This is a genomic window from Sphingobium sp. TKS (genome assembly GCF_001563265.1).
In the GTDB taxonomy this organism is placed as follows: domain Bacteria; phylum Pseudomonadota; class Alphaproteobacteria; order Sphingomonadales; family Sphingomonadaceae; genus Sphingobium.
On sequence record NZ_CP005083.1, the window covers coordinates 1,699,270 to 1,724,853 of the forward strand.

29 protein-coding genes are annotated in these 25,584 nt (G+C 63.1%); 13 read left to right on the plus strand and 16 right to left on the minus strand.

Going from position 1 to position 25,584, the window contains the following annotated elements; genetic code table 11:
- Positions 1-3 precede the first annotated feature (3 nt).
- Genes K426_RS08540 through K426_RS08550 form a run of 3 tightly spaced genes read right to left on the minus strand, consistent with a single transcriptional unit; the run spans position 4 to position 1,639 of the window.
- Complete coding sequence (locus tag K426_RS08540; protein WP_066561551.1) at positions 4-462, minus strand: cytidine deaminase; 459 nt, start codon at positions 460-462, stop codon at positions 4-6.
- Positions 459-1,127, minus strand: a complete 669-nt coding sequence (locus tag K426_RS08545; protein WP_066555946.1) for a glycoside hydrolase family 25 protein — start codon at positions 1,125-1,127, stop codon at positions 459-461. Before K426_RS08545 ends, K426_RS08540 begins: the two co-directional genes overlap by 4 nt.
- Positions 1,128-1,156: 29 nt before the next feature.
- On the minus strand, positions 1,157-1,639 hold the full coding sequence (locus K426_RS08550) for a UPF0262 family protein (protein ID WP_066555948.1): 483 nt from the start codon (positions 1,637-1,639) through the stop codon (positions 1,157-1,159).
- A gap of 135 nt (positions 1,640-1,774) precedes the next feature.
- Here K426_RS08550 and K426_RS08555 point away from each other — a divergent pair, with 135 nt between their 5' ends.
- Complete coding sequence (locus K426_RS08555) at positions 1,775-3,256, plus strand: replicative DNA helicase (RefSeq protein ID WP_066555950.1); 1,482 nt, start codon at positions 1,775-1,777, stop codon at positions 3,254-3,256.
- Between the two features lie 54 nt (positions 3,257-3,310).
- Here the strand turns inward: K426_RS08555 and K426_RS08560 are convergent, their stop codons facing one another.
- From K426_RS08560 to K426_RS08600, 9 genes are all read right to left on the minus strand, one after another.
- Entirely contained in the window at positions 3,311-3,706 is a 396-nt protein-coding gene (locus K426_RS08560) for an MAPEG family protein (RefSeq protein ID WP_066555952.1), read from the minus strand.
- 13 nt (positions 3,707-3,719) lie between these two features.
- Positions 3,720-5,612 carry a CocE/NonD family hydrolase gene (locus tag K426_RS08565; RefSeq protein WP_066555953.1) on the minus strand — a complete coding sequence of 631 codons (1,893 nt, stop codon included), beginning with the start codon at positions 5,610-5,612 and terminating at the stop codon, positions 3,720-3,722.
- A gap of 105 nt (positions 5,613-5,717) precedes the next feature.
- Positions 5,718-6,509: a phosphoadenylyl-sulfate reductase gene (locus tag K426_RS08570; protein WP_066555955.1), complete on the minus strand. Its 792-nt coding sequence runs from the start codon at positions 6,507-6,509 to the stop codon at positions 5,718-5,720.
- On the minus strand, positions 6,502-6,942 hold the full coding sequence (locus tag K426_RS08575) for a DUF934 domain-containing protein (RefSeq protein ID WP_066555960.1): 441 nt from the start codon (positions 6,940-6,942) through the stop codon (positions 6,502-6,504). Before K426_RS08575 ends, K426_RS08570 begins: the two co-directional genes overlap by 8 nt.
- Positions 6,935-8,566, minus strand: a complete 1,632-nt coding sequence (locus K426_RS08580; protein ID WP_066555961.1) for a nitrite/sulfite reductase — start codon at positions 8,564-8,566, stop codon at positions 6,935-6,937. Before K426_RS08580 ends, K426_RS08575 begins: the two co-directional genes overlap by 8 nt.
- Before the next feature lie 2 nt (positions 8,567-8,568).
- Positions 8,569-8,865 carry a DUF2849 domain-containing protein gene (locus K426_RS08585; RefSeq protein ID WP_066555963.1) on the minus strand — a complete coding sequence of 99 codons (297 nt, stop codon included), beginning with the start codon at positions 8,863-8,865 and terminating at the stop codon, positions 8,569-8,571.
- Positions 8,862-9,650: a uroporphyrinogen-III C-methyltransferase gene (gene cobA / locus K426_RS08590; RefSeq protein WP_066561553.1), complete on the minus strand. Its 789-nt coding sequence runs from the start codon at positions 9,648-9,650 to the stop codon at positions 8,862-8,864. The genes K426_RS08585 and cobA overlap by 4 nt, the downstream gene beginning before the upstream one ends.
- Before the next feature lie 96 nt (positions 9,651-9,746).
- Positions 9,747-11,180, minus strand: coding sequence for a succinylglutamate-semialdehyde dehydrogenase (gene astD, locus K426_RS08595; RefSeq protein WP_066555964.1), 1,434 nt, complete (start codon positions 11,178-11,180; stop codon positions 9,747-9,749).
- Positions 11,181-11,207: 27 nt separating this feature from the next.
- Positions 11,208-12,602, minus strand: coding sequence for a protein adenylyltransferase SelO (locus tag K426_RS08600; protein ID WP_066555966.1), 1,395 nt, complete (start codon positions 12,600-12,602; stop codon positions 11,208-11,210).
- Positions 12,603-12,642: 40 nt separating this feature from the next.
- Here K426_RS08600 and K426_RS08605 point away from each other — a divergent pair, with 40 nt between their 5' ends.
- The 5 genes from K426_RS08605 to K426_RS32105 all read left to right on the plus strand — a co-directional run bounded on the left by K426_RS08605 (position 12,643) and on the right by K426_RS32105 (position 17,117).
- Positions 12,643-13,512, plus strand: a complete 870-nt coding sequence (locus K426_RS08605) for an alpha/beta fold hydrolase (RefSeq protein ID WP_066561555.1) — start codon at positions 12,643-12,645, stop codon at positions 13,510-13,512.
- Between the two features lie 15 nt (positions 13,513-13,527).
- Entirely contained in the window at positions 13,528-14,679 is a 1,152-nt protein-coding gene (locus K426_RS08610) for a glycosyltransferase (protein ID WP_066555969.1), read from the plus strand.
- Between the two features lie 94 nt (positions 14,680-14,773).
- Positions 14,774-16,177 (plus strand): NAD(P)H-dependent flavin oxidoreductase, encoded by a 1,404-nt coding sequence (locus tag K426_RS08615; RefSeq protein WP_066561557.1) that lies wholly within the window; start codon positions 14,774-14,776, stop codon positions 16,175-16,177.
- Positions 16,177-16,389, plus strand: a complete 213-nt coding sequence (locus tag K426_RS08620) for a DUF2093 domain-containing protein (protein WP_066555972.1) — start codon at positions 16,177-16,179, stop codon at positions 16,387-16,389. Before K426_RS08615 ends, K426_RS08620 begins: the two co-directional genes overlap by 1 nt.
- A 572-nt stretch (positions 16,390-16,961) precedes the next feature.
- A complete protein-coding gene (locus tag K426_RS32105) occupies positions 16,962-17,117 on the plus strand; it encodes a hypothetical protein (protein WP_169576141.1) in 156 nt (51 codons plus the stop codon).
- A 91-nt stretch (positions 17,118-17,208) separates the two neighbouring features.
- On the opposite strand, the gene K426_RS08625 is transcribed toward K426_RS32105, so the two are convergent.
- Together K426_RS08625 and ygfZ are read right to left on the minus strand one after the other, a co-directional pair.
- Positions 17,209-17,919, minus strand: a complete 711-nt coding sequence (locus K426_RS08625) for a glutaminyl-peptide cyclotransferase (protein WP_443018223.1) — start codon at positions 17,917-17,919, stop codon at positions 17,209-17,211.
- Positions 17,920-17,951: 32 nt separating this feature from the next.
- Positions 17,952-18,689, minus strand: coding sequence for a CAF17-like 4Fe-4S cluster assembly/insertion protein YgfZ (ygfZ, locus tag K426_RS08630; protein ID WP_066555975.1), 738 nt, complete (start codon positions 18,687-18,689; stop codon positions 17,952-17,954).
- A gap of 61 nt (positions 18,690-18,750) precedes the next feature.
- Between ygfZ and K426_RS08635 the strand changes: the two genes are divergently transcribed.
- Positions 18,751-20,076, plus strand: a complete 1,326-nt coding sequence (locus K426_RS08635) for a dihydroorotase (RefSeq protein ID WP_066555976.1) — start codon at positions 18,751-18,753, stop codon at positions 20,074-20,076.
- On the opposite strand, the gene rarD is transcribed toward K426_RS08635, so the two are convergent.
- Positions 20,073-20,942 carry an EamA family transporter RarD gene (gene rarD, locus K426_RS08640; protein WP_066561558.1) on the minus strand — a complete coding sequence of 290 codons (870 nt, stop codon included), beginning with the start codon at positions 20,940-20,942 and terminating at the stop codon, positions 20,073-20,075. The genes K426_RS08635 and rarD overlap by 4 nt on opposite strands.
- Before the next feature lie 38 nt (positions 20,943-20,980).
- On the minus strand, positions 20,981-21,202 hold the full coding sequence (locus K426_RS08645) for a hypothetical protein (RefSeq protein ID WP_066555978.1): 222 nt from the start codon (positions 21,200-21,202) through the stop codon (positions 20,981-20,983).
- A gap of 160 nt (positions 21,203-21,362) precedes the next feature.
- Between K426_RS08645 and K426_RS08650 the strand changes: the two genes are divergently transcribed.
- The 6 genes from K426_RS08650 (at position 21,363) to K426_RS08675 (ending at position 25,584) form a co-directional block, all read left to right on the plus strand.
- Entirely contained in the window at positions 21,363-22,058 is a 696-nt protein-coding gene (locus K426_RS08650; RefSeq protein WP_066555979.1) for a hypothetical protein, read from the plus strand.
- 224 nt (positions 22,059-22,282) lie between these two features.
- Complete coding sequence (crcB, locus tag K426_RS08655) at positions 22,283-22,666, plus strand: fluoride efflux transporter CrcB (protein ID WP_066555980.1); 384 nt, start codon at positions 22,283-22,285, stop codon at positions 22,664-22,666.
- The gene (locus K426_RS08660; RefSeq protein WP_066555982.1) at positions 22,663-23,973 is read left to right on the plus strand and encodes an RluA family pseudouridine synthase; all 1,311 of its coding nucleotides are present in this window, start codon (positions 22,663-22,665) and stop codon (positions 23,971-23,973) included. The genes crcB and K426_RS08660 overlap by 4 nt, the downstream gene beginning before the upstream one ends.
- Positions 23,970-24,638, plus strand: coding sequence for an HAD-IA family hydrolase (locus K426_RS08665; protein WP_066555984.1), 669 nt, complete (start codon positions 23,970-23,972; stop codon positions 24,636-24,638). The genes K426_RS08660 and K426_RS08665 overlap by 4 nt, the downstream gene beginning before the upstream one ends.
- Positions 24,635-24,892 carry a hypothetical protein gene (locus tag K426_RS08670; RefSeq protein WP_066555985.1) on the plus strand — a complete coding sequence of 86 codons (258 nt, stop codon included), beginning with the start codon at positions 24,635-24,637 and terminating at the stop codon, positions 24,890-24,892. The genes K426_RS08665 and K426_RS08670 overlap by 4 nt, the downstream gene beginning before the upstream one ends.
- Positions 24,889-25,584, plus strand: coding sequence for an ATP12 family chaperone protein (locus K426_RS08675; protein ID WP_066555988.1), 696 nt, complete (start codon positions 24,889-24,891; stop codon positions 25,582-25,584). Before K426_RS08670 ends, K426_RS08675 begins: the two co-directional genes overlap by 4 nt.

Consider the following 25,584-nt stretch of genomic DNA (forward strand, 5'->3'; position numbering starts at 1 on the left):
GGTTCAGCTCTTTCCTGGGAATATGCCGAGATCCCGGGGACCAAAGGCATGAGGCAATAGTTCAGCGACGCTATGTTCGACCATGGCGTCCCCCTCCGGCGCCGCGCAGTAGATGGCGAGCGTCCGCCCGGCCATCTGCTCGGCTTCGTTCATGATCTGGCGGCACCGGCCGCAGGGCGTGACGATGGCATCGCCTGTGATGGAGCCATCCGCGCCCATGGCGCCCCCAACGACCGCGATCGCCTCCACATCGGCAAAGCGTCCTTGCGCATTCACCGCCGCGAGCGCCACCGTTTCGGCGCAGAGCGACAGGCCATAGCTTGCATTTTCGAAATTGCAGCCGGTGATGATCTGCCCGTCGGTCAACCGCACCGCAGCGCCGACGGCAAAGCGGCTGTATGGCGCATGGGCATGGGCCATAGCCCCGCGCGCCGCCTCGATCAGTTCTTTCGTCGCGCTCATCGCGCCATCGCATCCCATCGCACCGGACCCTCGATGCCGTCGATATGCCGCATATCGCTGGCTGTCCACATCACCCATTTGCGCTTTTCGCTATCAGGGGGAAAGAAATTGCGGTCGAGCCACAGCGTCCGGTTGATCCCCGAGGCAATGCCATATTGCGCGTCGAAATCGTCGCTGACGTTCAGCACCACCGACGTGCCTGCATGGCTCTCGATCAGGTTGATCAGCGTATTCAGTTCTGACAGCACCGCATCCTGCCCCAGCCGCGCCCGGCAGCCAGGCTCGAACGCCAGCCGGATCACCGGGGGCAAGGCGGCATTGTCGCGGGGCACCATGGTCATGAACCCGGTCGCCTGATCGGAAGCCTTCGCACACAGGCTGAATTCGAGCACCGCGCCATAGCGCATTCCGGCCGCTCGCGCCGCCGCCCAATTGGCCTCAAACGCCGGATCGCGAAAATGTCCGCCGCTGGCTGCGCGGATATAGGCGAAATCCGCCCCCTGTGCCGCCAGCGTACCCCATTCGATGGTCCCGTCGGCGGATGATACGGAGACGCCCTGGGTCGGAAATTCTTCGCGGCTCGGCGCCCAGTCGCGGGCATAAAGCCACCCGCCCAGAGCCAACAGGCCCAGAACGGCACAAACCACGCCAAAACGGGCCAGCAAATGGCCGGCACTGATGATACGGATGCCCCTTACCCCTTGATATGCAGGACGCAAATCAGCGTGAAGAGGCGACGGGCCGTATCGAAGTCGACCTTGATCTTGCCCTCCAGCCGCTCGATCAGCGTCTCGGCGGCGGCATTGTGGATGCCGCGGCGCGCCATGTCCACTGTCTCGATCTGCGCGGGCGACGCATTGCTGATCGCCTGGAAATAGCTGTCGCAGATCGCGAAATAGTCCCGGATCGGGCGGCGGAAGCGACCCAGGCTCAGGATGATCGCCTCCAGCGGATCGCCATTGTCCCGCCGGATTTCGATGACCAGCCGCCCTTCCTCGACGCGCAGATGCACCTTGTAGGGACCGGCATAGCCGTCCTCATGGACGCGCTGGGGTTCGAAATAATTATCTTCCAGCAGGTCGAAAATGGCTATGCGCCGTTCCTGCTCGACATCGGCATTGCGCCAGAGGATCGTCCGCTCGTCGAGCGTGATATCGATGATGCGCGGATCGGCCATGGACGCTATGGTCAGTGCGGCGGCGCACAAGGAAATGCAACCGGGAAAAGCAATGGCGACTCTTGTCCACAGCTTTTCCAAATGCTTTCAACGTTCCACCTTGCAAGGGCAGGTCTGCGGCGCGATGAGGGGGCCATGGTCGAACTCGTGCAATTCAACGCCGCCGCGGAATCTGGCATCACTGAACTCCCCCGCAATGTCGAGGCGGAGGCGGCGCTGCTGGGCGCATTGATGATCGACAACCGCATTGCCGAAGATGTGCAGCTAAAGCTCAAGCCCGAGCATTTCTTCGAGCCTCTGCACGGCCGCATCTATGAATCCGTGATGAGGCTGGTCGAGCGCGACATGATCGCGAACCCGGTGACGCTCAAGCCCATGCTGGAGCAGGACCCGGCGCTCAAGGAACTGGGCGGCGTGGGCTATCTGGCGCAATTGACGGGCAATGGCGCCGCGCTGCTGGGCGCGCGCGATTTCGCGACCCAGATTTACGACCTGGCCCTGTTGCGGCAGCTTGTTCATGTCGGTCGTGAACTGGTTGAAAATGCACTGGATACCAGTGAAGATGTCAATCCGCGCGAGCAGATCGAACAGGCCGAAGTCGCGCTCTACAAGGTTTCGGGAGGCGAGGGCGAAAGCGGCTCGGTCAAGAGCTTTGCTGCCGCCACCACCATGGCGGTCCAGATCGCGGAGCGCGCACTCAACAGCGGCGGCCATGTGTCGGGCATCACCACCGGCATTAACAGCCTGAACGAAAAAATCGGCGGCATGCACAATTCGGACTTGATGATCCTCGCGGGTCGTCCGGGCATGGGCAAGACCTCGCTCGCCACCAATATCGCCTATAATGCTGCCTCACGCTGGCTGCGCGATCATGCCGACGGCATTCCACCCGAAAAGAATATGGGCGCCAAGACCGCGTTCTTCAGCCTCGAAATGTCCGCCGACCAGCTCGCTACCCGCGTATTGGCCGAACAGTCGGGCATCAGCGGCGAAGCGCTGCGCATGGGTAAGATCAGCCGCGCGGACTTTCAGAACCTCTCCCGCGCGGCGCGGGAGTTGCAGGAATTGCCGCTCTTCATCGACGATACGCCCGGCCTTACCATCGCCGCGCTGCGCACCCGCGCCCGCCGGTTGAAGCGCCGTCATGACATCGGCTTCGTCGTGGTCGACTATCTCCAACTGCTCCAGGGCACTGGCAAGGGCGATAACCGCGTCAACGAAATTTCAGAAATTTCCCGTGGTTTGAAGACCTTGGCGAAAGAACTTAATTGTCCGGTTCTGGCGCTTTCGCAGCTCAGCCGCGCCGTCGAACAGCGCGAGGACAAGCGCCCGCAGCTCTCCGACCTTCGTGAATCAGGCTCTATTGAGCAAGACGCGGACATGGTCTGGTTCGTGTTCCGCGAGGATTATTATGTTGCCGCCAAGGAGCCGGGGAACAAGGAAAGCTCCGAGCATCTGGAATGGGCGCAGGAAATGGAGCGCATTTACGGTTTGGCCGAGGTGATCGTGGCGAAACAGCGTCACGGCTCCACCGGTCGCATCCGCATGAAGTTCGACGCCAGGATCACCCGCTTCTCTGATCTGGCGGAGGGCAGCTATCTTGAGGATATTGAATAGGGGAAAAGGTGTCCGATCCCCGTTCGTTTCGAGCCTAGTCGAAAAACCTTCGCGCTACCCCGAAACAAAAGCCTGAAAAACCAGCGCCAGCCCCACCATGCTGACCAGATAGGCGACAGTCCGCACCACCGGCACGCCCATGCCGTAAAGCGGCAGATACACAGCCCGAGCCCCCAGCCACATCCATCCGCCAACCGCGGTCAACCCGCTGGTTTTCGCGGCAACCACCACGCCCAGCAGCGTGATGATCGCAATCGGATAGGTCTCCAGAAAATTCGCCTGCGCGCGCACCAATCGCCCGCCCACAGGGTCGAGGGGCGGCAACTCCTCATCACGCGCCCCCATATTCCATTTGGTGCCATATTGCCGCGTCTTGATATGCGCCGCCGCGAAGATGTGGACCAACAGCAACACACAGCTCCACGCCAATATCTTCAGCTCAACGGCCATATCATTTCCCCTTTCAGTCACCCATTGTCGGCAACCATATCGCGCTTGCATGGCCCGCGCCATAATGCACGCTCTGCGTCGCGATCCTGTAGTCGCTCTTCTTCGCCTCAAAGATCGACGGCACGAAACTCTGCGGATTGCGGTCATAGAGGGGGAACAGGCTCGACTGAACCGTCACCATGATCCGGTGGCCTGGCTGGAACACATGGTTCACATTGGGCAGGCCGAATTTGTAATTTTCGATCCTACCCGGCACCAGCGCCTCCGGCTCGTCGAAGCCATGGACATAGCGCCCGCGATAAATCTCCATCCCGATCGGCAGTTCATAGCCCGCCATCTTGGGGACATTGCTATATTGGTCGGGATAGACGTCGATCAGCTTCACCACCCAGTCGCTGTCCGTGCCGGATGTCGCCGCGAACAGATCAACCATCGGCTGTCCGGCAATATGCACGGGCTTGTCCAGCACCGGCGTCATATAGCTCAGCACATCGGTCCGTCCGGACACGAAACGCTGGTCCTTCACCAGCCAGGTCTTCCACGCATCATCCTTGTTCGGCAGCACCGGGCGGGGGAGATAGGGCACCGGCTTTGCCGGATCGGAGACGTAGCTGTCGCTTCCTTCGGCGCCCGGCTTGCTCCAGCTCAGCCCATTGCCGCCAGCCAGATACAGCGCCTTGGGCGAGCCGCCCGGCCACTTCGCCATCACCTGCCATTTGTCCGCCCCGGTGGCGTAGGTAAGCGCCCCCGGTACTTTATATCCCTTGGGAGGATTGTCCTTTAAATAATGGTCTAGAAAGGGTTTCATGGTATCGCGCCGGAACTGAAGCCCAGTGTCGCCCGCGAAGTCCAGATCGCCCAGATGTGACCCGTCATAGTTGACGCCACTATGCCGCCACGGCCCGATGACCAAGCTCACCATGTCGTTAGTCTTGTCCTGCGGTTCCAGCGCTTTGTAGACTGCCGGCGCGCCATAGCTGTCTTCCTGGTCCCACTGTCCCACGACCAGCATGGTCGGCACGGTCAGCTTGCGCTTGGCGAGCAGCTTGTCGAGTGCCTGTTCCTGCCAATAGCTGTCATAGGCCGGATGCTGCATCAGCTTCTGGGAAAAGGGAAAGCCGTCCAGCCCATAGGCGCGCGCGAAATCGCCCGCCGACCCTTCCTTCAGATAGGCATCATATTCATCGCCCGTTCCAAAGGGCACGGCCCCGCCGCCCTTCTTCGCGGTCTGGCCCAGCACATAGTTGAAATTGGGTTGGCGAAAGGCGCCATTGTGGAACCAGTCGTCCCCGATCCAGCCATCCACCATCGGGCTTTGCGGCACGGCGGCCTTGAGCGCCGGATGCGGGTCTATGAGCGCCATCAACGAGGTGAAGCCCAGATAGGACGATCCAGTTATCCCAACCTTTCCATTGCTTTCCGGGACATTTTTCACGAGCCAATCGATGGTGTCATAGGCATCGGTGCTGTGATCGACCTCTGTGTGATTCAACGGCCCCCGTAAAGGCCGGGTCATCACATAGTCACCCTCTGAGCCATCCAGCCCGCGCACATCCTGATAGACGCGGATATAGCCGTCATCGACGAACTCGGCATCGGAAACGGGCAGGATTTCCTCGATCTTCTGGCTGCGGTTGCGGGAGGTCGCCTTGCCCGCATTATAAGGCGTGCGGCTGAGCAATATGGGGCCGCGAGTGGTGCCCTTGCGCATGACGATCACGGTGAACAGCTTCACCCCGTCGCGCATCGGGATCATCACTTCGCGCCGGATATAATCGGCCTGGGGGCGTGCCGGATCGTAAGTCTTGACCGTATCCGGTGTCATCGGATCGATCTGCGCGCCGAGCGGCGGTCCGAACGCCGTCAGGGTCAGAGCGAGGATGGAAATCCGCGCGAATGTTCTCATGGCTTCTTGCTCCCTTGCAGGTGGCAAGGGGTAGTCATTGAACGACTGTATAGCAATATCTGCCAAAATCCTCCCTACGCGAAGCGCGGGGAGGATTGGGAAAGATCAGAACACCGGCTGGTTTGCTGGATCGTCCGGATCGACGGCAGGCGTCGGGATCGGCGTCACTGGCGAGTGGATGCCGCATTCCACCTTGTCCCACCCGCGCCAGCGTCCGGCGCGCGGGTCTTCGCCCGGCAGCACCTTGGACGTGCAGGGTTCGCAACCGATGGACAGATAACCCTGCGCTTCCAGCGGATGGCGGGGCAGGTTTTCCGCCTCGAACCAAGCCTCCAGATCGTCCTTGGTCCAATCGCCCAGCGGATTGATCTTAAGCCGCCCATCCTCGATCTCGAAGCGGGGCAGGTTCTGCCGCGTCACCGACTGGAACGCCTTGCGCCCGGAAATCCAGGCATCCAGGCCTTCCTTGGCGCGGTGCATCGGTTCAACTTTGCGGATTTCGCAGCAGCCGTCGGGGTCGTAGGACCAGCGCAGGCCGGTTTCGTCCTTCTTTGCCAGCACTTCCGCATTGGGTACCACGGCCCGGCTGTCGGTAAAGCCCAGCGTGTTGATCAGCGTCTCGCGATAGTCCAGCGTCTCGCCAAACATCTTGAGCGTATCGACGAAGATCACCGGCACCGTCTTGTCCGCCTTGGCGATCAGCGACAGCAGCACCGCGCTTTCCGTGCCGAAGGAGGACACGACCGCCACATTGCCCGCTAGCCCTTCGGCAAAGACGGTCTTGAGCATCGACAGCGTGTCGACGCCTTCGAAACGCGCGTTGAGCGCGTCCGCGTCCGCCTGGGTAAAGGCGGGGCGGGCGTCGATCACGTCAAGCTTGCGGGCAGGTTCAGCCATTCACAGTCTCCGGGTGCCGTTTCGCCCACAGCGGGCGGCGGCCGTCGACCGTCTTTTGATAGACGTCGGCATAACGATTAAGGGCGCGCTCCACGGCGGCATCGTCCAGCGCCTTGTCGGGCCGGAAACTGTCGAAACCGCAGCGGCGCATAGCATTGAGCTGGTCCACCAGCACATCGCCTACGGCGCGCAGTTCGCCCTGATATCCCGCCTCACGCAGGATACGCGCCGCCGAATAGCCGCGCCCGTCGCCATAGGCGGGGAAGTTCACCTCGACCAGCGACAGCCGGTCGATATAGGGCAGCAATTCGCGCGCATCCTCGCCCGCTTCGATCCGCACGGCGGTCGAGTTGGACTGGCCGGTGAAGGATTCGACCGTCACAGCCGGTTCCTGCGTGGCTTCGCCTTCGCGGAAGGTCAGGAACTCAACCATAGATCGCCTCCTTGAAGGGCTTCATGCCAAGACGGCGATAGGTGTCGAGGAAGCGTTCGCCTTCCTCCCGCTGCGAAAGATACAGGTCAGTGACCTTCTCGATGGCATCGACCACGCCGTCCTCCGAGAAGCCGGGGCCAGTGATCTGGCCGACGCTGGCATCCTCCGCGCCCGATCCGCCGAGCGAGAGCTGGAAATTCTCCACGCCTTTCCGGTCCACGCCCAGCACGCCGATATGACCGGCATGATGGTGGCCGCAGGCATTGATGCAGCCGGAAATCTTGACCTTCAGCTCGCCCAGATCCTTCTGGCGCTCCACAGAACCGAAGCGCTCCGACAGCTTCTGCGCCAGCGGGATCGAGCGTGCGTTGGCGAGGCTGCAATAGTCCAGGCCAGGGCAGGCGATGATGTCCGTGATCAGGTCCAGATTGGCCTCGGCCAGCCCGGCTTCGTCCAGCTTCTGCCAGATGGCGTAGAGATCGGCCTGCCTGACATGCGGCAGGACGAGGTTCTGCGCATGGGTCACGCGCAGTTCGTCGAAAGAATAGGTTTCGGCCAGATCGGCAGCCAGTTCGATCTGCTCTGCCGACGCGTCGCCCGGAATCCCGCCCTTGGGCTTGAGGCTGATATTGACGATGGCATAGCCCGGCTGCTTGTGCGCGGCGACCTGCCGGTCGACCCATAGGGCGAAGGCCGGATCGGTCCGGTCAATCTCGTCGCTCAACCCCTGCTCATAGGCCGGATTGGCAAAGAAGGGCCGGATGCGGTCCAGTTCCTCGGTAGGCGGGTTGAGGCCGAGTTCGCGCATATGCGCATATTCTTCCTCGACCTGCCGCTTATATTCCTCGACGCCCAGTTCATGGACCAGGATCTTGATCCGCGCCTTGTACTTGTTGTCGCGGCGACCGTAGCGGTTATAGACGCGCAGGCAGGCCTCCAGATAAGAGACGATCTCATCTTCGGGCACGAAGTCCTTGATCTGCGGCGCGACCATCGGCGTACGGCCCATGCCGCCGCCGGCATAGACTTCCGCGCCGATCTGGCCATCGCGCAGCACCAGCTTGAGGCCGATATCATGCAGCCGCATCGCCGCCCGGTCTTCCTCATTGGCGATCACGCAAATCTTGAACTTGCGCGGCAGATAGGTGAATTCAGGGTGGAAGGTCGACCACTGGCGCAGCAGTTCCGCCCACGGGCGCGGATCGGTCACTTCATCCGCCGAAACGCCCGCATATTGGTCGGACGAGATATTGCGGATGCAGTTGCCGCTGGTCTGGATGGCATGCATCTCGACCGTCGCCAGTTCGGCCAGGATGTCCGGCGCATCGGCCAGCTTGATCCAGTTATATTGCAGATTCTGGCGCGTGGTGAAATGGCCATAGCCCTTGTCATACTTCGCCGCGATCTCGCCCAGCTTGCGCATCTGCTTGCCGGAGAGGGTGCCATAGGGGATCGCCACGCGCAGCATATAGGCGTGCAACTGGAGGTAGAGTCCGTTCATCAGCCGCAGCGGCTTGAACTGATCCTCGGTCAGATGCCCGGCCAGGCGGCGCTGCACCTGATCGCGAAACTCCTCGACGCGGGCGTCGACGATGGACTGGTCGTAGCTGTCGTAACGATACATGGTCAGATCACCCAGTTGCCGGCATCGGCGTCATTCGGTTTCAGCGTCAGGTCAGGGCGAACAGTCGGCCCCAGAGCGCGGATACGGTCCTTGATATGGGCCGGACGGACGCCTTCGTCGGTCACGGTCGCATCGATCACATAAGCGCCGACAACGCGCAGCGCGGCTTCCTCGGCTCGGGCCAGTTCGTCGCCCTTGTCGCCCACGTCGACGGAGTCCCCGACCTGCCGCGACCAGCCGTCGCCCGCCCACCAGATCACGTCCCCGGTGCCGAGGTCATTGCCGGTCAAAATCTTCACGAAAGCATCTCCGCCCCATTATTTGCCTGCGCGGCCCACCCGGCCAGCACATCCTGCGCCAGCGCATAGGCCGTTACGTCCCCAACGACAATCAGCGCCGGGCTCTCAACCTTTTCCCGCACCACCATGTCGCCCAGATCGGCGAGCAAGGTGCGCAAAGTCCGCATGTCGGCGCGCGTGCCATTTTCCAGCACCGCCACCGGAATTCCCGGCGATACGCCATCCGCGATCAGCTTGTCGGCAATATCCGCCGCCGTCGCCACGCCCATATAGATAACGAGCGTGCGGCCCGCGCCCGCCAGTCCCGACCAGTCCTGATCGGTCAGCCCCTTGCATTGCCCCGCGACGAAGGTGACGGCGCTGGCCGCATTGCGATGGGTGAGGGGCAATTGCGCCTGCGCCGCGCAACCGATCGCCGCGCTGATGCCCGGCACGATTTCGACCGGCACGCCGGCAGCGCGGCAGGCTTCCATTTCCTCGCCGCCGCGCCCGAAGATGAAGGGATCGCCGCCTTTCAGCCGCACCACCTTCCGCCCGGCGAGCGCCAGTTCGACCAGCAGGGCGTTGATCCCGTCCTGCGGCACGGAATGGCGGCTGCGCTGCTTGGCGACCGAAATCAGCTCGGCATACGGAGAGGCGAGCGCCAATATCTCGGTCGAGACCAGCCCGTCATGCACGATCACCTCCGCCTCACCGATCAGGCGCGCCGCGCGCAGAGTCAGCAGTTCCGGATCGCCCGGACCGGCGCCGACAAGGGTGACAGTGGCAGGTGGAGTTTCAGCCATGTTGGGCAAATGGCGAAAGCGGCCAACGGTTTCAATCCAGAATGCTTTGGCCAAGGCGAAGGAAAATTTGGGGGAAGGCTAATTAAACTCCGCCGCTCACTCCCCCATCGTGGCGGTATCGATATCCTTCAGCCCCACGCCAATGGACGCGCGAGGCTGTTCTATTTCCACCGAAGCCACCGGATAGGCGCAATAGTCCGCCGCATAATAAGCGCTCGGCCGATGGTTTCCCGAAATCCCGACGCCGCCGAAGGGGGCTGAGGAAGAGGCGCCGTTGGTCGGCCGGTTCCAATTGACGATCCCCGCCCGGATATTCGCCCAGAACTGGTTATATTGCTCCGGCGTGCCGCCGATTAGCGCCGCCGACAGCCCAAAGCGGGTATTGTTCGCCTCCCTTATCGCAGATTCGAAGTCGGGCACCCGGATGACCTGAAGCAAAGGCCCGAACAGCTCCGTATCCGGTCGTTCCGTCATGGCGGTCACATCGATGATCGCCGGGGTCACGAAGGGCAGACCCTTGGTCGTGCGAACCATATGCTTGATGGGCTTGCCGCCATTGCTCATCAGGTAGAGGAAGCTCTCCGTCAGATGGTCCGCCGCCTGATTGTCGATCACCGGCCCCATATAGGGCGCGGGGTCGGCATGGGGATGCTCGACGATCAGCCGGTCGGCCAGCTTCTTGACCTCCGCGATCAGCGTGTCGGCCAGATCCTCCTTGACGATCAGCCGGCTCGCCGCCGTGCAGCGTTGCCCGCTCGACAGGAAGGCGGATTGCACGATCAGCGTTGCCGCGCTGGCCATATCCGCCGTGTCCCAGGCCAGGATCGGGTTGTTCCCCCCCATTTCGAGGGCCAATATCTTGCCCGGATTGGCCGCGAATTGCCGGTTGATGGCGATCCCCGTCTGCGCCGATCCGGTGAAGAGCACGCCGCCCACATCGGGATGCGCGGCCAGCGCCTTGCCCTCGTCCGGTCCGCCCAGCACCAGCCGCACGGCATCCTCCGGCACGCCCGCTTCATGATAGAAGCGCACCAGCATCTCGCCCACGGCAGGCGTCTTTTCCGAAGGCTTGAAGACCACTGCATTGCCCGCCAGCAGGGCAGGCACGATATGGCCATTGGGCAGATGCGCGGGGAAGTTGTACGGCCCCAGCACGGCCATCACGCCATGGGGCTTGTGCCGTACGGACTGGCGCGCGCCCATGGCTGCCTCCAGCCGCCGCTGTCCGGTGCGTTCGGAAAAAGCCGCGACGGAAATGTCGACCTTGTTCATCACCGCCGTCACTTCGGTGCGCGCATCCCACAGCGGCTTGCCGGTTTCGCGCGCGATCAGGTCGGCCAGCGCTTCCTCATTGGCGCGTACGACATTGACGAAGCGGCGCAGCGTCTCGATGCGATAGGCGATGGGCTGCGCGGCCCATTTGGGCCAGGCGGCACGGGCGCGGGCGACTTCCGCCTCCACCTCGCTGGCAGTCCCCTGCCACAAGAGAGCGCCAGTGGCGGGTTCTATCGAAGTCAGCGCGGCGGACATGGTCCCGATATGGAGGATAATTGGGCGTTAGGGAAGAGGTGGCGCGTCTCCCAACGCATCGCCCATGTCCCGGATCGACGCGACCTTGGCATGGAGCGGTCCCCAGTCATCGTCCTTATCGATAGCGCCCCAGATCGCCTCGACCTCATCGATGTGCATGGAGCAAGGCGAAGGCGCGCTCCAATAGAGGTGATCCTTCGGCCCGCTGGCCTCAAATCCGGCAATGGCTTCGCGGAACCCGGCCCATTCCTCGCCCGTATAGGGAGCGCCCTGACGAGAATCGCCACCGCGCCAGTCCTGAAAGAAGCGATCGATCGGCCTTTGTGTGCCGACCATCCCCCGCACCGCTGCCTCGATCATGGCCGACGCATCGCCGCTCTGCACGACGCCCAAACGCCAGCAGAAGCGCCGGACCATCGCCTCGCCATACAGCGCTGGAAAGCGCTCCAACTGCGCGATCAGCGGTTCCGCCTCCACCAAGGGCCGCAGCGATACGGCGAGTTGCGCCACGTCCCAGTGGATCGCCTCCGCCTGCCGCCCAAAGGCATATAGACCCGCATGATCGAAATAGGCGGCGGTGAAGCCCGGCTCCCACAGCGGCGTGAAGCGCCAGGGGCCGTAATCGAAGCTTTCGCCCGTCACATTGATATTGTCGCTGTTGAGCACGCCATGGACGAAGCCCGCGACCATATAGCTCGCCGCCAGATCGGCGGCGCGCTCGACCACGCGGCCCAGCAATTGCGCGGGCGGGTTATCCCCCGGCACCTCGCCATAAAGCTTCGTCAGCGCATAATCGGTCAGCCGCTCCAGCAAGGCCTTGTCATCGAAATAGGCCGCCCGCTGGAATGACCCGATGCGGACATGCGAATGGCTGAGGCGCACCATCACGGCGCCACGGGTAGGGGATGGCTCGTCATTGCGCTCCAGAGCCTCGCCCGTTTCGATGATGGAGAAGGTCTTGGACGTGTTGACGCCCAGCGCCTCCAGCATCTCGGTCGCCAATATCTCCCGCACCCCGCCTTTCAGTGTCAGTCGTCCGTCCCCGAACCGGCTGTAAGGCGTCTGGCCCGACCCCTTGGTGCCAAGGTCGAGCAACCGTCCGGCGCCGTCCCGCAACTGCGCGAACAGGAAGCCGCGTCCGTCGCCAATATCCGGATTATACACCCGGAACTGGTGCCCGTGATAACGCAGCGCCAGCGGCCCCGGCAGCGATCCCTCCAGCGGCTGAAACCGCCCGAAATGCGCCACCCATTGCTCATCGCTCAGATCGCCAAGTCCCACCGTCGGCGCCCAGCGGTCATTGCGGAACCGCAGGATCGTCTGCGGGAAGTCCGCCGCCGTGACTGGATCGGCAAAATCGGGTTGCAGCGCGGCGATTTCATTCGCGGGGCTGAATTTGGCGGGTTGCAGGGTAGAGCGCATGCGGCGATATGGGGGATGCAGGGCGGAAGGATCAAGCAGCTTGAGCAGCTATAGCGACGGATATTGGTGGTCCCCCGATGGGCTGAGGCTCCATTATCGCGATTATGCAGGGGGGGAGGATGGCCGTCCGCCCTTGCTCTGCCTGCCGGGCCTGACACGCAACGCCCGCGATTTCGAGCCGCTCGCCGCCCGTCTGGCCGGGCAATGGCGTCTGATCTGCCCGGACATGCGCGGCCGCGCCGAAAGCGCGCAGGCGAAGGATCCGATGACCTATGTCCCGCTTACTTATTTGCAGGACATCAGCCGCCTGTTGGCCGACCTGGCCATCACCCGTTGCGTCGCCGTCGGCACGTCGCTGGGCGGCATCATCACCATGCTGATCGCCGCGACCCATGGTGAATGGCTGGCGGGTGCGCTGCTCAATGACGTGGGGCCCACGCTGGAGGAGCCAGGCCTCGCCCGCATCCGTACCTATGTCGGCATCGGCCAATCGCATCCAAGCTGGGTCCATGCGGCGCGCGCGCTGGAAGAAGCCAATCGCGACGTCTATCCCGGCTATGGCCTCGACCAATGGCTGGCTATGGCCAAGCGCCTTTATCGCCTCAACAGCGCGGGGCGCGTCGTCCTGGACTATGACATGCGCATAGCCGAGCCGCTGCGCGTTGCGGGCAGTGAGGCAGGCGTCGACATGTGGCCGGTCATGCAGAGCTTTCGCGGAATTCCGACGCTGATCCTGCGCGGTGAGCGTTCCGACCTGTTGTCCGCCGCCACGACCGCCCGCATGGTGGAGGAAATCGGCCCGGATGCCGAGTACGCCACCATCTCCAATGTCGGCCATGCCCCTGTTCTCGACGAACCGGAATCCGCCGCCGCCATCGACCGGCTGCTTGCGCGGGTTCTGAATGGCTGAAGTGATTTGAGTGAAATGGAAGATTTCACGGCTCGACAATCACGGCAGACAGATGAGCCGCCCCGGTTGCTTCACGTCCACGGCAGCTTCTCCCTGGGTGGCAAGGAAGCGCGGGCCGTCCGCCTCATGAATCTTTGGGGAGAGCGCGCCCATCACAGCATCGTCAGCGCGGCGCCTCATCTGATGAGCGCTCGCGACGCCATTGATCCGGCAACGCCGGTCGATTTTCCCGAGCCGCCTCCACTCGCGGGCAAGCCCGGCATCAAGCGCTTCAGGGCGATCGCGCGGTTCCTGTCGGGATATGACCTGATCCTCAGCTATAATTGGGGTGCGATGGACGCGGTGATGGCGCATCGCATCCATGGCGGCCCTCCGCTGATCCACCATGAAGACGGCTTCAACGCGGACGAGGCGGCTGGGCTCAAGCCCCAGCGCAACCTCTATCGCCGCCTCGCGCTCCAGCGCGCCCATGCGCTGGTGATCCCGTCGATCCGTCTCGACGCCATCGCCCGCATGGTGTGGCGTCAGCCCGTCGCCAAGGTGCACCTGATCCGCAACGGCATAGACACGGTACGCTATGCGCAGCCACCTCTGCCCAACGCCATTCCCGCCCTTCATCGCACGCCCGGCAAGCTGCTGGTCGGCACGGTTGCGGGTCTGCGCGCCGTCAAGAATATTCGCCGCCTCGTCCGCGCCGTCGCCCCGCATCGCAACCACCTGCAACTGGTGGTGGTGGGGGAGGGGCCGGAACGCGATGCCATATTGGCCGAAGCCAAAGCCCATGGCCTGGACGATATCTGCATGGCTGGCTTCATGAGCGAGCCCTGGCGCTTCATGGGGCTATTCGACATTTTCGCGCTATCCTCCGACAGCGAGCAATTTCCGTTCTCGCTGATCGAGGCGATGGCGGCGGGCCTCCCCATCGCATCGATGGATGTAGGCGACGTCGCCAATATGGTTGCGCCGGAAAACCGGGCGTTCGTCGTTCCGGATGAGGCGGCTCTGGCCTCCGCCCTCGAAGCCCTGGCCAGCGACCCCGACATTCGCCAACGGTTGGGTGAAGCCAACCGCCAGCGCGCCCGGCGCGATTTCACGGAAGCCGCCATGGTCGACGCCTATGCAAGCCTTTATGGGCAGGCACTATCCAGCCCCCATATTTTGCGGTAGGGCGCCCCCAAATATTCGTCATCCGACCGTAAAGCTGCTATAGGGCCGCATTTAAGTGGTCGGGGGCCACTGGATTTTTGCGCGGGAGATTGCGTTGTTCAAGGGGTTGAAGCCCATCATTTACGGCGGCCGTGAAGTCTGGCCGCTGGTAGAGGGCGGCAAGGGCGTAGCTGTTTCCAACCATGCCAGCTCCGGCGCCTGGGCGGCGGCCGGCGGCATCGGCACGGTGTCGGCGGTCAACGCGGACAGCTATGACAGCTTCGGCAACGTCATCCCCCAAATCTATCATGGCCGCACCCGCCGCGACCGGCATGAGGAGCTGATCGCCTATGCCGTTGACGGCGCGGTCGAGCAGGTGAAGCGCGCTTTCGAAATCGCGGGCGGCAAGGGCGCGATCAATATCAACGTGCTGTGGGAAATGGGCGGCGCGCAGCGTGTTCTCCACGGCGTATTGGAAAAGACCAGGGGCATGGTCGCGGGCGTCACCTGCGGCGCGGGCATGCCGTACAAGCTGTCGGAGATCGCCGCCTCCTATGGCGTCAATTATCTCCCCATCGTCAGCTCCGGCCGCGCCTTCCGCGCACTGTGGAAGCGCGCCTATTCCAAGGCGTCGGAATGGCTGGCGGCGGTAGTCTATGAAGACCCGTGGCTGGCGGGCGGCCATAATGGCCTCTCCAACGCCGAAGATCCCAAGGTGCCGCAGGACCCTTATCCTCGCGTCCGGGATTTGCGCGCCACCATGCGCGAAGGCGGCATTTCGGATGACGTGCCGATCGTCATGGCAGGCGGCGTCTGGCATTTGAAGGACTGGAACGACTGGATCGACAATCCGGAACTGGGCGCCATCGCCTTCCAGTTCGGCACCCGTCCGCTGCTGACGCAGGAAAGCCCGATCCCTGAGGAATGGAAACAGCGCCTGACCCAGCTTGAACCGGGCGACGTGCTGCTGCATCGCTTCTCACCCACCGGTTTCTATAGCTCGGCGGTCCGCAATCCTTTTCTGCGCCAGCTCGAAGCCCGCTCCGAACGGCAGATTCCGTTCAGCACGGAACAGGCGGGCGACCATACGCACCAGCTTGACGCGGGCGTGAAGGGCAAGAATTTCTGGGTGACGCGGGGCGACCTGCTGCGCGCCCGCGAATGGGTGGGACAGGGCTTCACCTCGGCGCTCAAGACGCCGGACAACACGCTGGTTTTCGTGACCGAAGAGGAAAAGGCCGAAATCCGCAAAGATCAGACCGACTGCATGGGCTGCCTCAGCCAGTGCGCTTTTTCGAGCTGGATGGACAGCGAAACCAACTCGACCGGCCGCCTGGCCGATCCGCGCAGCTTCTGCATCCAGAAATCGCTGCAGGAGGCCGTCCATGGCGGCGACCTCGACAAGAATCTGCTCTTCGCGGGCCATGGCGCCTATAAGTTCAAGCAGGACCCCTTCTATTCCAACGGGTTCGTGCCGACCGTGAAGCAACTCGTCGATCGCATCCTGACCGGCGACTGATGGCGGATATTCAGGGACTGGCGGTGCTGCATTACGACACGCCGCATTTCGACATCGTGCGCCCGGGGCAGTTCGTGCTCTGTGCCGTTTCGGGTGCGCGGATCGAGCTGGACGACCTCAAATATTGGAGCGCGGAGTTCCAGGAGGCCTATCGCGGGCCGGAAGAGGCGACACAGTCCTTTTTGAAGCATCGGGGTTCGACATTCCGATAAGCATCTGATTAAAAAGAAGATGAGTGGATTTTTGCGATAAACGGGCGATTGTCCGCCCGACTGCGCAACCTGAGTTCAAGGTGTGGCTCTTTCAGTCTGGCGTTTATGTGCGCCATTTCGCCGCACTTATCCTGTTTCTTTGCTCGCACTAATGGTTTATCCTTCTTCAACGAAGCGACGAAGATCGCTCGATTGAGGAAGGATGAGAGCGATGTCGCGTATCGACATTTTCGGTGACCGTATATGCGTGGTGACGAGCTTGCTGATTGTGGGCTGGTTTATCTACAATGTAGCGTTCTGACGGACGCATCGCACCCCCTCTTCCTTGCAAGGTTTGCGCTTCCCGTCCGTTCAAGGCGAACATAATGTCCGCCATGCCGTGAAACTTGTCGTCCTGATGCCTTAAGCAAAGCTATCTTCCCTCTCTCTATAAATGAGTAGATATAGGCTTGAGCATGAATGCTCCGCGGCTTTTGAAGGATGTCAGCTTGCTCCGCGTCACCAACGGCTAAAGCGCACGGTACTGAAGCGACCACGCAAGGTTTCGTGTTCCTCCTCAACAGGAGAAGACGATGACCCAGAATGCATCTCGTACCCGCCGGTCGCGCCGCGTGGCCGCCAGCCCACAAATCCATATCCCCCATTCGTCGTGGAACCGCGTGGAACGCGTGCCCGAAAGCGCCGCGCCGGTGAAGCCGGATGAATTCTGGAGCCGCCTGGGGCTTTAGGGTGGTGGTTGTCGTGAGTTGGAGCCTACGACCACCATGATTTCCCGCTTTCAGCCGGAGCCGAGAGTGACCAAAACGCCACCCGGCATCCTCACTTCACAACCTTTATCTCGAACAGCTTGGCCCAATTCTTCCCCGTCACGAACAGGCGATCGGCTTTTGCGTCATAGGCGATGCCGTTCGCCACTGCCTCGCTGTCTTTCGCGCCGCTGGCTTTCAGAAGCGGCGCGATGTCCAGCCAGTCGATGACAGCTCCTGTGCGTGGATCGATCCGCGCAATATGGGTGTCGTACCAGATATTGGCCCAGATCTCGCCTTTCACATATTCCAGTTCGTTGAGCCGATCGACCGGGCGACCGTTCCACGTCACCGTGATCCGCCGCTCCACAGTCAGCTTATCGGGGTTCAGGAACCGCAACTGCGCGGTTCCGTCGCTCATGATGAGGCTGCGCCCATCCTGCGTCAGCCCCCAGCCTTCGCCTTCATAGCGAAACTGGGAAACCGGCGAAAAATCATTCAGCTTCCAGACGAAACCTTGCCTATGCCGCCAGGTCAGGCTGATCAGCCGATCCTTCCAGTTGACGATCCCCTCGCCAAAATAGGGGCGGGGGATGGTTCGGCGGTCCAGTAGCTTGCCGTTCTTGAGATCGACCTTGCGGATCTCGGATTCGCCCTCCAGCCCGGTGCTCTCGTACAGCGCGCCGTCATGGTAGAAGAGCCCCTCGGTAAATGCAGCCGGATCATGCGGATAGCTTCGGACGAGTTTCCACCGCGTCTCCGCCTGCGCCGGAGCGATCAGCAACCATGCGCCCAGCAGCGCAACAAGGGCGCGCCTCATTCGGCGGCCTGCTCCGCCATCGCGCCGGAGAGCCAGCCGGGCAAGGCGGCGGGATCGATATCCTCCACCCGCCGCAATTCGATCGACAGGCCAAGGTCGGGCAGCGCTGCTTTCTGGCGCTTCTCATCGGCTTCAGCGATCGGCACAGCCACCAGGCGCCGGTTCACCTTGTTGCGATAATGCATGCGGGCGGTGTTTTCCTGCCCGACATAGCAGCCCTTGTCATAATCGACGCCGCCCAGTTCCGCGGCATTGGTTTCGAGCCATAAAATCTGGTCCTGCCCCAGTTCGCCGGCCCCTTCGAACACGCCCAGCGACAGCCGGTGCGCCCGGAATGCCGCCGAAGCGTCGCCCTCATCCGGCGGCGCGATCCAGCGATGTCCGAGTTGGGGTAGGCGTGGATCGAAGGGCTTATCCTGTGCCGCCAGCGCCCAGTGCACGGCCAGAGCCTCCTCTCGCGCGATCACGACCTTGCGCCGCAGCCGATAGAGTGTCAGGCGCTTGGCCAGCGCATCGACCTGCGCGGCTTCACAATCGATCAAGACATCATCCCCATCAGCCCAAAGGATGAAGTCGAACAGCGCCTTGCCCTGCGGCGTCAGCAGCGCGGTCCAGCGCGGTTCGCCCTCCTTCAGCCCCGGCACATCTCGCGTCAGCAGGCCTTGCAGAAAGATTTTCGCTTCCTCGCCCGAAATTCTGAGGAGCGCGCGGTCGGTTAGGGTGGTGCCGGTCATCGGCTTTAGGTAGGACACTCGGCAATCATATCCAAGCCCACCCTAAGCAGGCGACACCGACATGACTTTCGACCTCCTTCTCAAGAACGGCACCGTCCACACCCCCGGCGGCGCGGAAAGCGCGGATGTGGGCGTATGCGGCGGCAGAATCGTCGCCATCGGCACATCGCTGGGCGGGGCGGGAGAGGTGATCGATTGCGCCGGACTCGACGTGCTGCCCGGCTGCATCGACAGCCAGGTCCATTTCCGCGAACCGGGGCTGGAGCATAAGGAAGATCTGGAATCGGGCAGCCGCGCCGCGGTGCTGGGCGGCATCACCGCCGTGTTCGAGATGCCGAACACCAACCCCAACACCGACACCGCCGACCGCGTGCACGACAAGCTGAAGCGCGCCCATCACCGCATGTGGTGCGACCATGCCTTCTATGTCGGCGCCACCGCCGACAATGCCGAGCAGTTGAAGGAACTGGAGCGCATTCCCGGCACGTCGGGCGTCAAGATCTTCATGGGCGCCTCGACCGGCAGCCTGCTGGTGGATGATGACGATGCCCTGTCACGCGTCCTTGCGAGCGGCACCCGCCGCGTCGCCATTCATGCGGAAGACGAAGCGCGCATGAACGCCCGCAAGGACTTGCGCGTGGAGGGCGACCCGTCCTCCCACCCCGTCTGGCGCGACGATGAAAGCGCCATGATCGCGACGAAGCGCATCATCGACCTGGCCCGCAAGGCCCGCCGCCGCATCCACATATTGCATGTGACTACCCCCGCCGAGCTGGAATATATCGCCCAGCACAAGGATATCGCGACCTGCGAGGTCACGCCACAGCATCTCACCCTGGCGGCGGAGGATGCCTATCCGCGCCTGGGCACCTATGCGCAGATGAACCCGCCGATCCGGTCCGGGGCGCATCGCGACGGCCTTTGGCACTGGCTGAACCAAGGCGTGCCCGATGTCCTGGGCAGCGATCACGCCCCCCATACGATCGAGGAAAAGGCGAAGGCCTATCCCGCATCGCCCAGCGGCATGCCCGGCGTCCAGACGCTGGTGCCGCTGCTGCTCAACCATGTCGCGGAGGGGCGCCTGTCGCTTCGCCGGTTCATCGAACTGACCTCTTCGGGCCCGCAGCGCGTCTTTGGCCTGGTCGGAAAGGGGCGCATCGCGCTTGGCTATGACGCCGATTTCACCGTGGTCGACCTGAAGAAGCGTTGGACCGTCGGCAGCGACTGGCTGGCCTCGCGCTGCAACTGGTCGCCCTTCGAGGGGATGGACCTGACCGGCAAGGCTGTCGGCACCATCATCCGCGGCCATCGCGTCATGTGGGAAGACACGCTCGCCAACCAAGCGGTGGGCGAGGCTGTCCGTTTCGAGGCGACCGAGTTCGCCTAAACGGTTGCCAGCCGATTGCGGCGGGCAGCGGTCAGGCTGTCCGTCGCGAACAGGATCAGGCTCAGCCAGATCAGTGCAAAGCTTGCCATCTGCCCAGCCGTCAGCTTTTCCCCGAAAAGCAGGGTGCCGCACAGAAATTGCAGCGTCGGCGCCAGATATTGCAGCAGGCCGAGCGTCGTCATCGACAGACGCTGGGCGGCGGTCGCGAACAGCACCAGCGGCACCGTCGTCACTGCGCCGGCAATGATCAGCAAGATGGTCGTCATCATGTCCTGTCCGAAACTGACTCCGCCATGCGCCGACAGCCAGAACAGATAGCCGATGGCAGGCGGCGTCAGCAGCAGCGTCTCCACGCCCAGGCCCATCATCGGCGCTACAGGAGTCAGCTTGCGGATCAGCCCGTAGAAAGCGAAGGTCAGCGCCAGCGTGACGCTGATCCAAAGCGTGGTCAGCGCGGTCGCCGCCATGATGGCGACGCCGACCGCCGCGATCCCGATCGCCGCCATTTGTCCCCGCCGCAGTTTTTCATGGAGCAGCAGCACGCCAAGTCCGACATTCACCAGTGGATTGAGGAAATAACCGAGGCTGGTGGCGATCACATGGCCTGCATTCACCGCCCAGACATAGATCAGCCAGTTCATGCCGATCATCAGGGCCGATCCCGCGAGCGGCAGCATGAGCCGGCGATCCCGTAATATGGTCGACAGCCCGGGAAGGCTCTGCCGTGCCAGCAGGAGCGCCATGACCAACAGCAGCGACCAGAGGATGCGCTGGCCGACGATCTCCACCGGGTTCACATGATGCAGCAGCCGGAAAAAGATCGGCAGCAGACCCCATGCGCCATAGGCGGCAACTGCGGCGAGCAAACCCCGACGGATCACCTGTTCGGATGTGGGCAGGGGACTCAGAGGATGCCTCCGCCCAGGAACAGCCGCAGCGCTCCGAATGCCGCCACGATCAGACAGAAATTGCGTCCGCCATTCTTGGCCGAGAGCATGCCGACAAATGCGCCGAACAGCGCGACCGGCACGAGCAGCCAGTTGAGCGCGCCCAGCAGCGGAAACACTGCCGGGATCATCAGGATCAGGGTGAAAAGGCCGATCAGCGCTGACAGGATGTTAAGCATGGCCGCACAAATGGTGCTTCTGCTCCTTCGCGGCAAGCCGGATGGCGATGCCACTTGGCGGAGACTGGCCCGGACAAAGGAAAAATTCCGGGATTCACCAAAATCCCTAACGGAAAATTAACCTCTGCTCTTCATCCCTTGTTTACGAAGGAGTGAAGCCATGGCGCCTGTTCGATCTTTCTGTGTTCTTGCGCTACTTGCCGCCATGCCGCTGGCGGGTTGCGGCAAGAAGGAGGATGATCTGAACGCGCTGGACGCGCAACTCACCAACAATGCGGTCGACGCGCTGGCCGGTCAGATCATGGTCGACCCCAGGCTTGCAGGTCAGTCGCAGCGGGCTGCGAAGCTGCCGGTGTTGACGGGAGCGGCTGGCAAGGCGCTGGCTGATTCGGTGAAGCTGGCGGGCGGCACCTTGCTCGCCACACCCGCGCCTGTGCAGGAGGAGGCGAAGGAATCCGCGTCCATGCTCGCCGCCGTGGCCAGCGAACAGAAAAAGCCCGGCGGGAACGCCTTCTGCCGCGAGCGACTGATCTATGGCGCCCAATGGGCCAGCCGCTTGCCCGAACCCTTTACCGTCTATCCCGGCGCGCAACTTGTCGAAGCGGCAGGGGCGGAAAAGGACGGATGCACGCTGCGCGCCGCGACTTTCGTGACGCTGGTGCCACGGCAGAGCGTGATGGATTTTTATTACACCCAGGCTCGCCGCGCCGGTTTCGACGCCGAGCATAAGGTGATGGGCGGCGACCATGTGCTGGGAGGATCGCGCAAGGATGACGGCAGCGCCTTCCTACTGCTGTTCACCGAAGCGCCCGGCGGCAAGACCAGCGTGGACGTGCTCGCGGATAACGGCCGCTAGGGGTCGCCGGGGCTGTATTTCGGCCAGAAGTGGACGTTGATAATATCGTCATCCCAGCGAAAGCTGGCATCTCGTGAGGTTAGGTCGTGCGCCATCGCCTGAGATCCCAGCTTTCGCTGGGATGACGGAAATGAGGTCCGATCTCCACCTCATCCGCCGGCCCGTCATTTCCCAAACCAATGACCGCTTCCCAATCCTTGCAAAAATGCTCTAGGGCGGGCGGCATGACCAATATCTTTCTCGTCATGACAGGCGGTGCCGTCGGATCGGCGTTGCGCTACCTGCTCGGACGTCTCTCGGGCCATCTGGCCCCCGGCGCGCTGTGGCCATGGGGCACCTTCGGGGCCAATATCATCGGCGGTTTCGCCATGGGCCTGCTGGCCGGGTGGCTGGCGCGCTTCAGCACGGGCTCAGGCGAACCGATCCGCTTGCTGCTCGCTGTCGGCGTGCTCGGCGGTTTCACCACCTTCTCCTCGTTCAGCCTGGAAACCGTACTGATGATGGAACGCGGCCAATTCGGCATGGCGCTGGCCTATGCCGCCTTTTCGGTCATTGGTGCGGTCGGCGCGCTGGCCGGTGGCCTCGCTGTCATGAGGAGCGTCGCATGAAAGGTCGTCCTCCCGGCAAATCATCCGGCCCTCGCAAGCCCGGCGCCGTTCCCCAGGGTCGCGCTCGAGGCGCCGTCAAGGCCGCTCGCGCTCGCAAGCCCGACGCGCCCAAATCCGCTCCGAAGCCACCGGCTGCCAAGCCGGCCACGGCAAAGCCAGCAGTCCGGCCCGCCAAATCGTCCCCGGCCAAGGGTGTTTCGCTCGACGTCCGGCAATTCCGCGTGGGGGCTGACGATGACGGCATCCGGCTCGACCGCTGGTTCCAGCGGCATCTGCCCGATGTCGGCTTCAATATCGTGTCGCGCTGGGCGCGCACCGGCCAGTTGCGCGTGGACGGAGCGCGCGCCGCGCCGGGCGACCGGGTTGCGGAAGGCCAGAGCATCCGCGTGCCTCCCGCCGAGCCCAAGGCCGTCGAAACCGCCAAGCCCAAGCGCGTCCGCCCGGAACTGAGCGACGATCAGGTCGCCTTCGCCCAGGGACTGGTCATCCACCGCGACGCGCAAGCCATCGTCATCAACAAGCCGCCGGGCCTGGCGACGCAGGGCGGCACCAAGACCGAAGATCATGTCGACGGCCTGCTCGATGCGCTGGAATATGAGCTCGACCAACGGCCCAAGCTGGTCCATCGGCTCGACAAGGACACGTCGGGCGCGCTCCTCATTGCCCGCACCGCCCGGTCTGCCGCCTTTTTCGCCAAGGCCTTCTCCAGCCGCACCGCGCGCAAGGTCTATTGGGCCATCGTCATGGGCGTCCCCTCGATCGAGGACGGCATGGTCGAGCTGCCCATCGCCAAGCAGCCCGGCACCGGCGGCGAGAAAATGCATGTGGATCAGGAGGAGGGGCTTCCCTCCCGTTCGCGCTACCGCGTGATCGAACGCGCAGGCAATCGCGCCGCCTGGGTCGAACTGCAACCCTATACCGGCCGTACCCACCAGTTGCGCGTCCATATGGCGGCAATCGGCCATCCGATCGTGGGTGACGGCAAATATGGCGGCAAGGAGGCCTTTTTGAGCGGCGCGATCAGCCGCAAGATGCACCTCCACGCCCGCCGCATCCGCGTCGATCATCCCGATGGCGGCCGTGTGGATGTTCGCGCCGAACTGCCCGATCATTTCGCCTCCAGCCTTGCCTCGCTGGGTTTCGACCTGTCCGCCGGCGATCTGCCGCTGGACGAGGAAATCGCGCGCGCTCCCACCCGCGAGGATGAGAAGAAGGCGGCCCGAGCCCATGCCAAGCAGATCCGCAAGGGCCGCAAGGGCGAAAGGCGCGCGCGGGGCTCCGGCGGGGGACCGCGCAAGAAGTCATGACGAACAAGCTCGCCGTATTCGACTGCGACGGCACATTGGTCGACAGTCAGCATAGCATCTGCACGGCCATGATTCGTGCATTCGAGGGGGAAAAGCTGCTCGCGCCGGATCGCGCGACGATCCTCTCGGTCGTCGGCCTGTCGCTGCCGCTTGCCATGGCGCGGCTGCTGCCGGAGGCGGAGGCTGATTATCATGACTATCTCTCCGAAAGCTACAAGCTTGCTTTCCAGCAGCTTCGCCGGGAAAATGCGGTGTCGGAGCCGCTTTATCCGGGCATAGCCGAACTCATCCGCCAACTGGATGCCGATGGCTGGCTGTTGGGTGTCGCGACCGGCAAATCGGACAGGGGGCTCCAACTTTGCCTCACCCATCACGGCATCCACGCTCATTTCGTGACATTGCAGACCGCCGACCGCCATCCGTCCAAGCCGCATCCCTCCATGCTGCTCGCCGCCATGGCCGAAGCGGGGGCCGCGCCCGAAACCACGGTGATGATCGGTGACACCAGCTTCGACATCGACATGGCTCTGACCGCTGGCGCGCGTGCCCTTGGCGTCGGCTGGGGCTATCACACGCCGCAGGATCTGATCGCGGCGGGCGCGCATAGCGTAGCGATGGACAGCGCGGAATTGCATGGCCATATCCACGCCTCCGACATCAAATGACCGACCTGCCTCCACTTCCGCCAGCCGACCCTGAAAAGGTCGCCCGCCAGCGCTTCTTCGCGCTCGGCCTGTTCCGCCTGTCGGGCGCTTTGCTGGTGATGTTCGGCTTCCTCATATTGATGCAACGCTTCCATTGGGTGCAGGGGAGCAAGGCCAAGGCGATGGGCGCGATCTTCGTCGTCGTCGGCTTGTTCCAGTTCGTGATCGTGCCGCGCCTGCTGCTCGCATTGTTCAGGAAACCGCCGCAATCATGAAACGCTTCTACAAGGACGTCACGGTCGTTCCGGGTGAAACCGGTTTCGAGCTTCGGCTCGATGGCCGCCCGGTCCGCACGCCAGCCCGCGCCGCTTTGGCTCTGCCCAATGTACGCCTTGCCGAAGCGATCGCGGACGAATGGCGCGCCCAGGGCGATATGATCGATCCGCGCTCCATGCCCTTCACTGGCCTTGCCAATGGCGCCATCGACCAGATCGCGCCCAATCGCGAAAGCTTCGCCGCGGATATTGCGCGCTATGGGGAGAGTGATCTGCTCTGCTACCGCGCGGAAGGGCCGGCCGAACTGAACGCCCGCGAAGCTGCGGCCTGGGATCCGCTGCTGGATTGGGCCCGTGGCCGCTATGACGTTGCTTTCCGGGTGACGCAGGGCATCATCCCGGTCGAACAGCCCGCCGAGACTCTGGAACGGCTGGGCGGGGCGGTGGCTGTCTTCGACCCCTTCACCCTTGCGGGCCTCTCGACATTGGTGACGCTGTCCGGATCGCTGGTTTGCGGGCTCGCGATCGTGGAAGGCGGCTATGATGGCGATATGGTCTGGACCGCTTCCGAAATCGACGAGGCGTGGGAAGTCGAGCAATGGGGCGACGATGCCGAAGCCGCTGCCCGGTCGGCACGGCGGAAAGAGGAATTTGCCATGGCAGTGGCGTTTTGCGGGATGACTCGTGCCTGA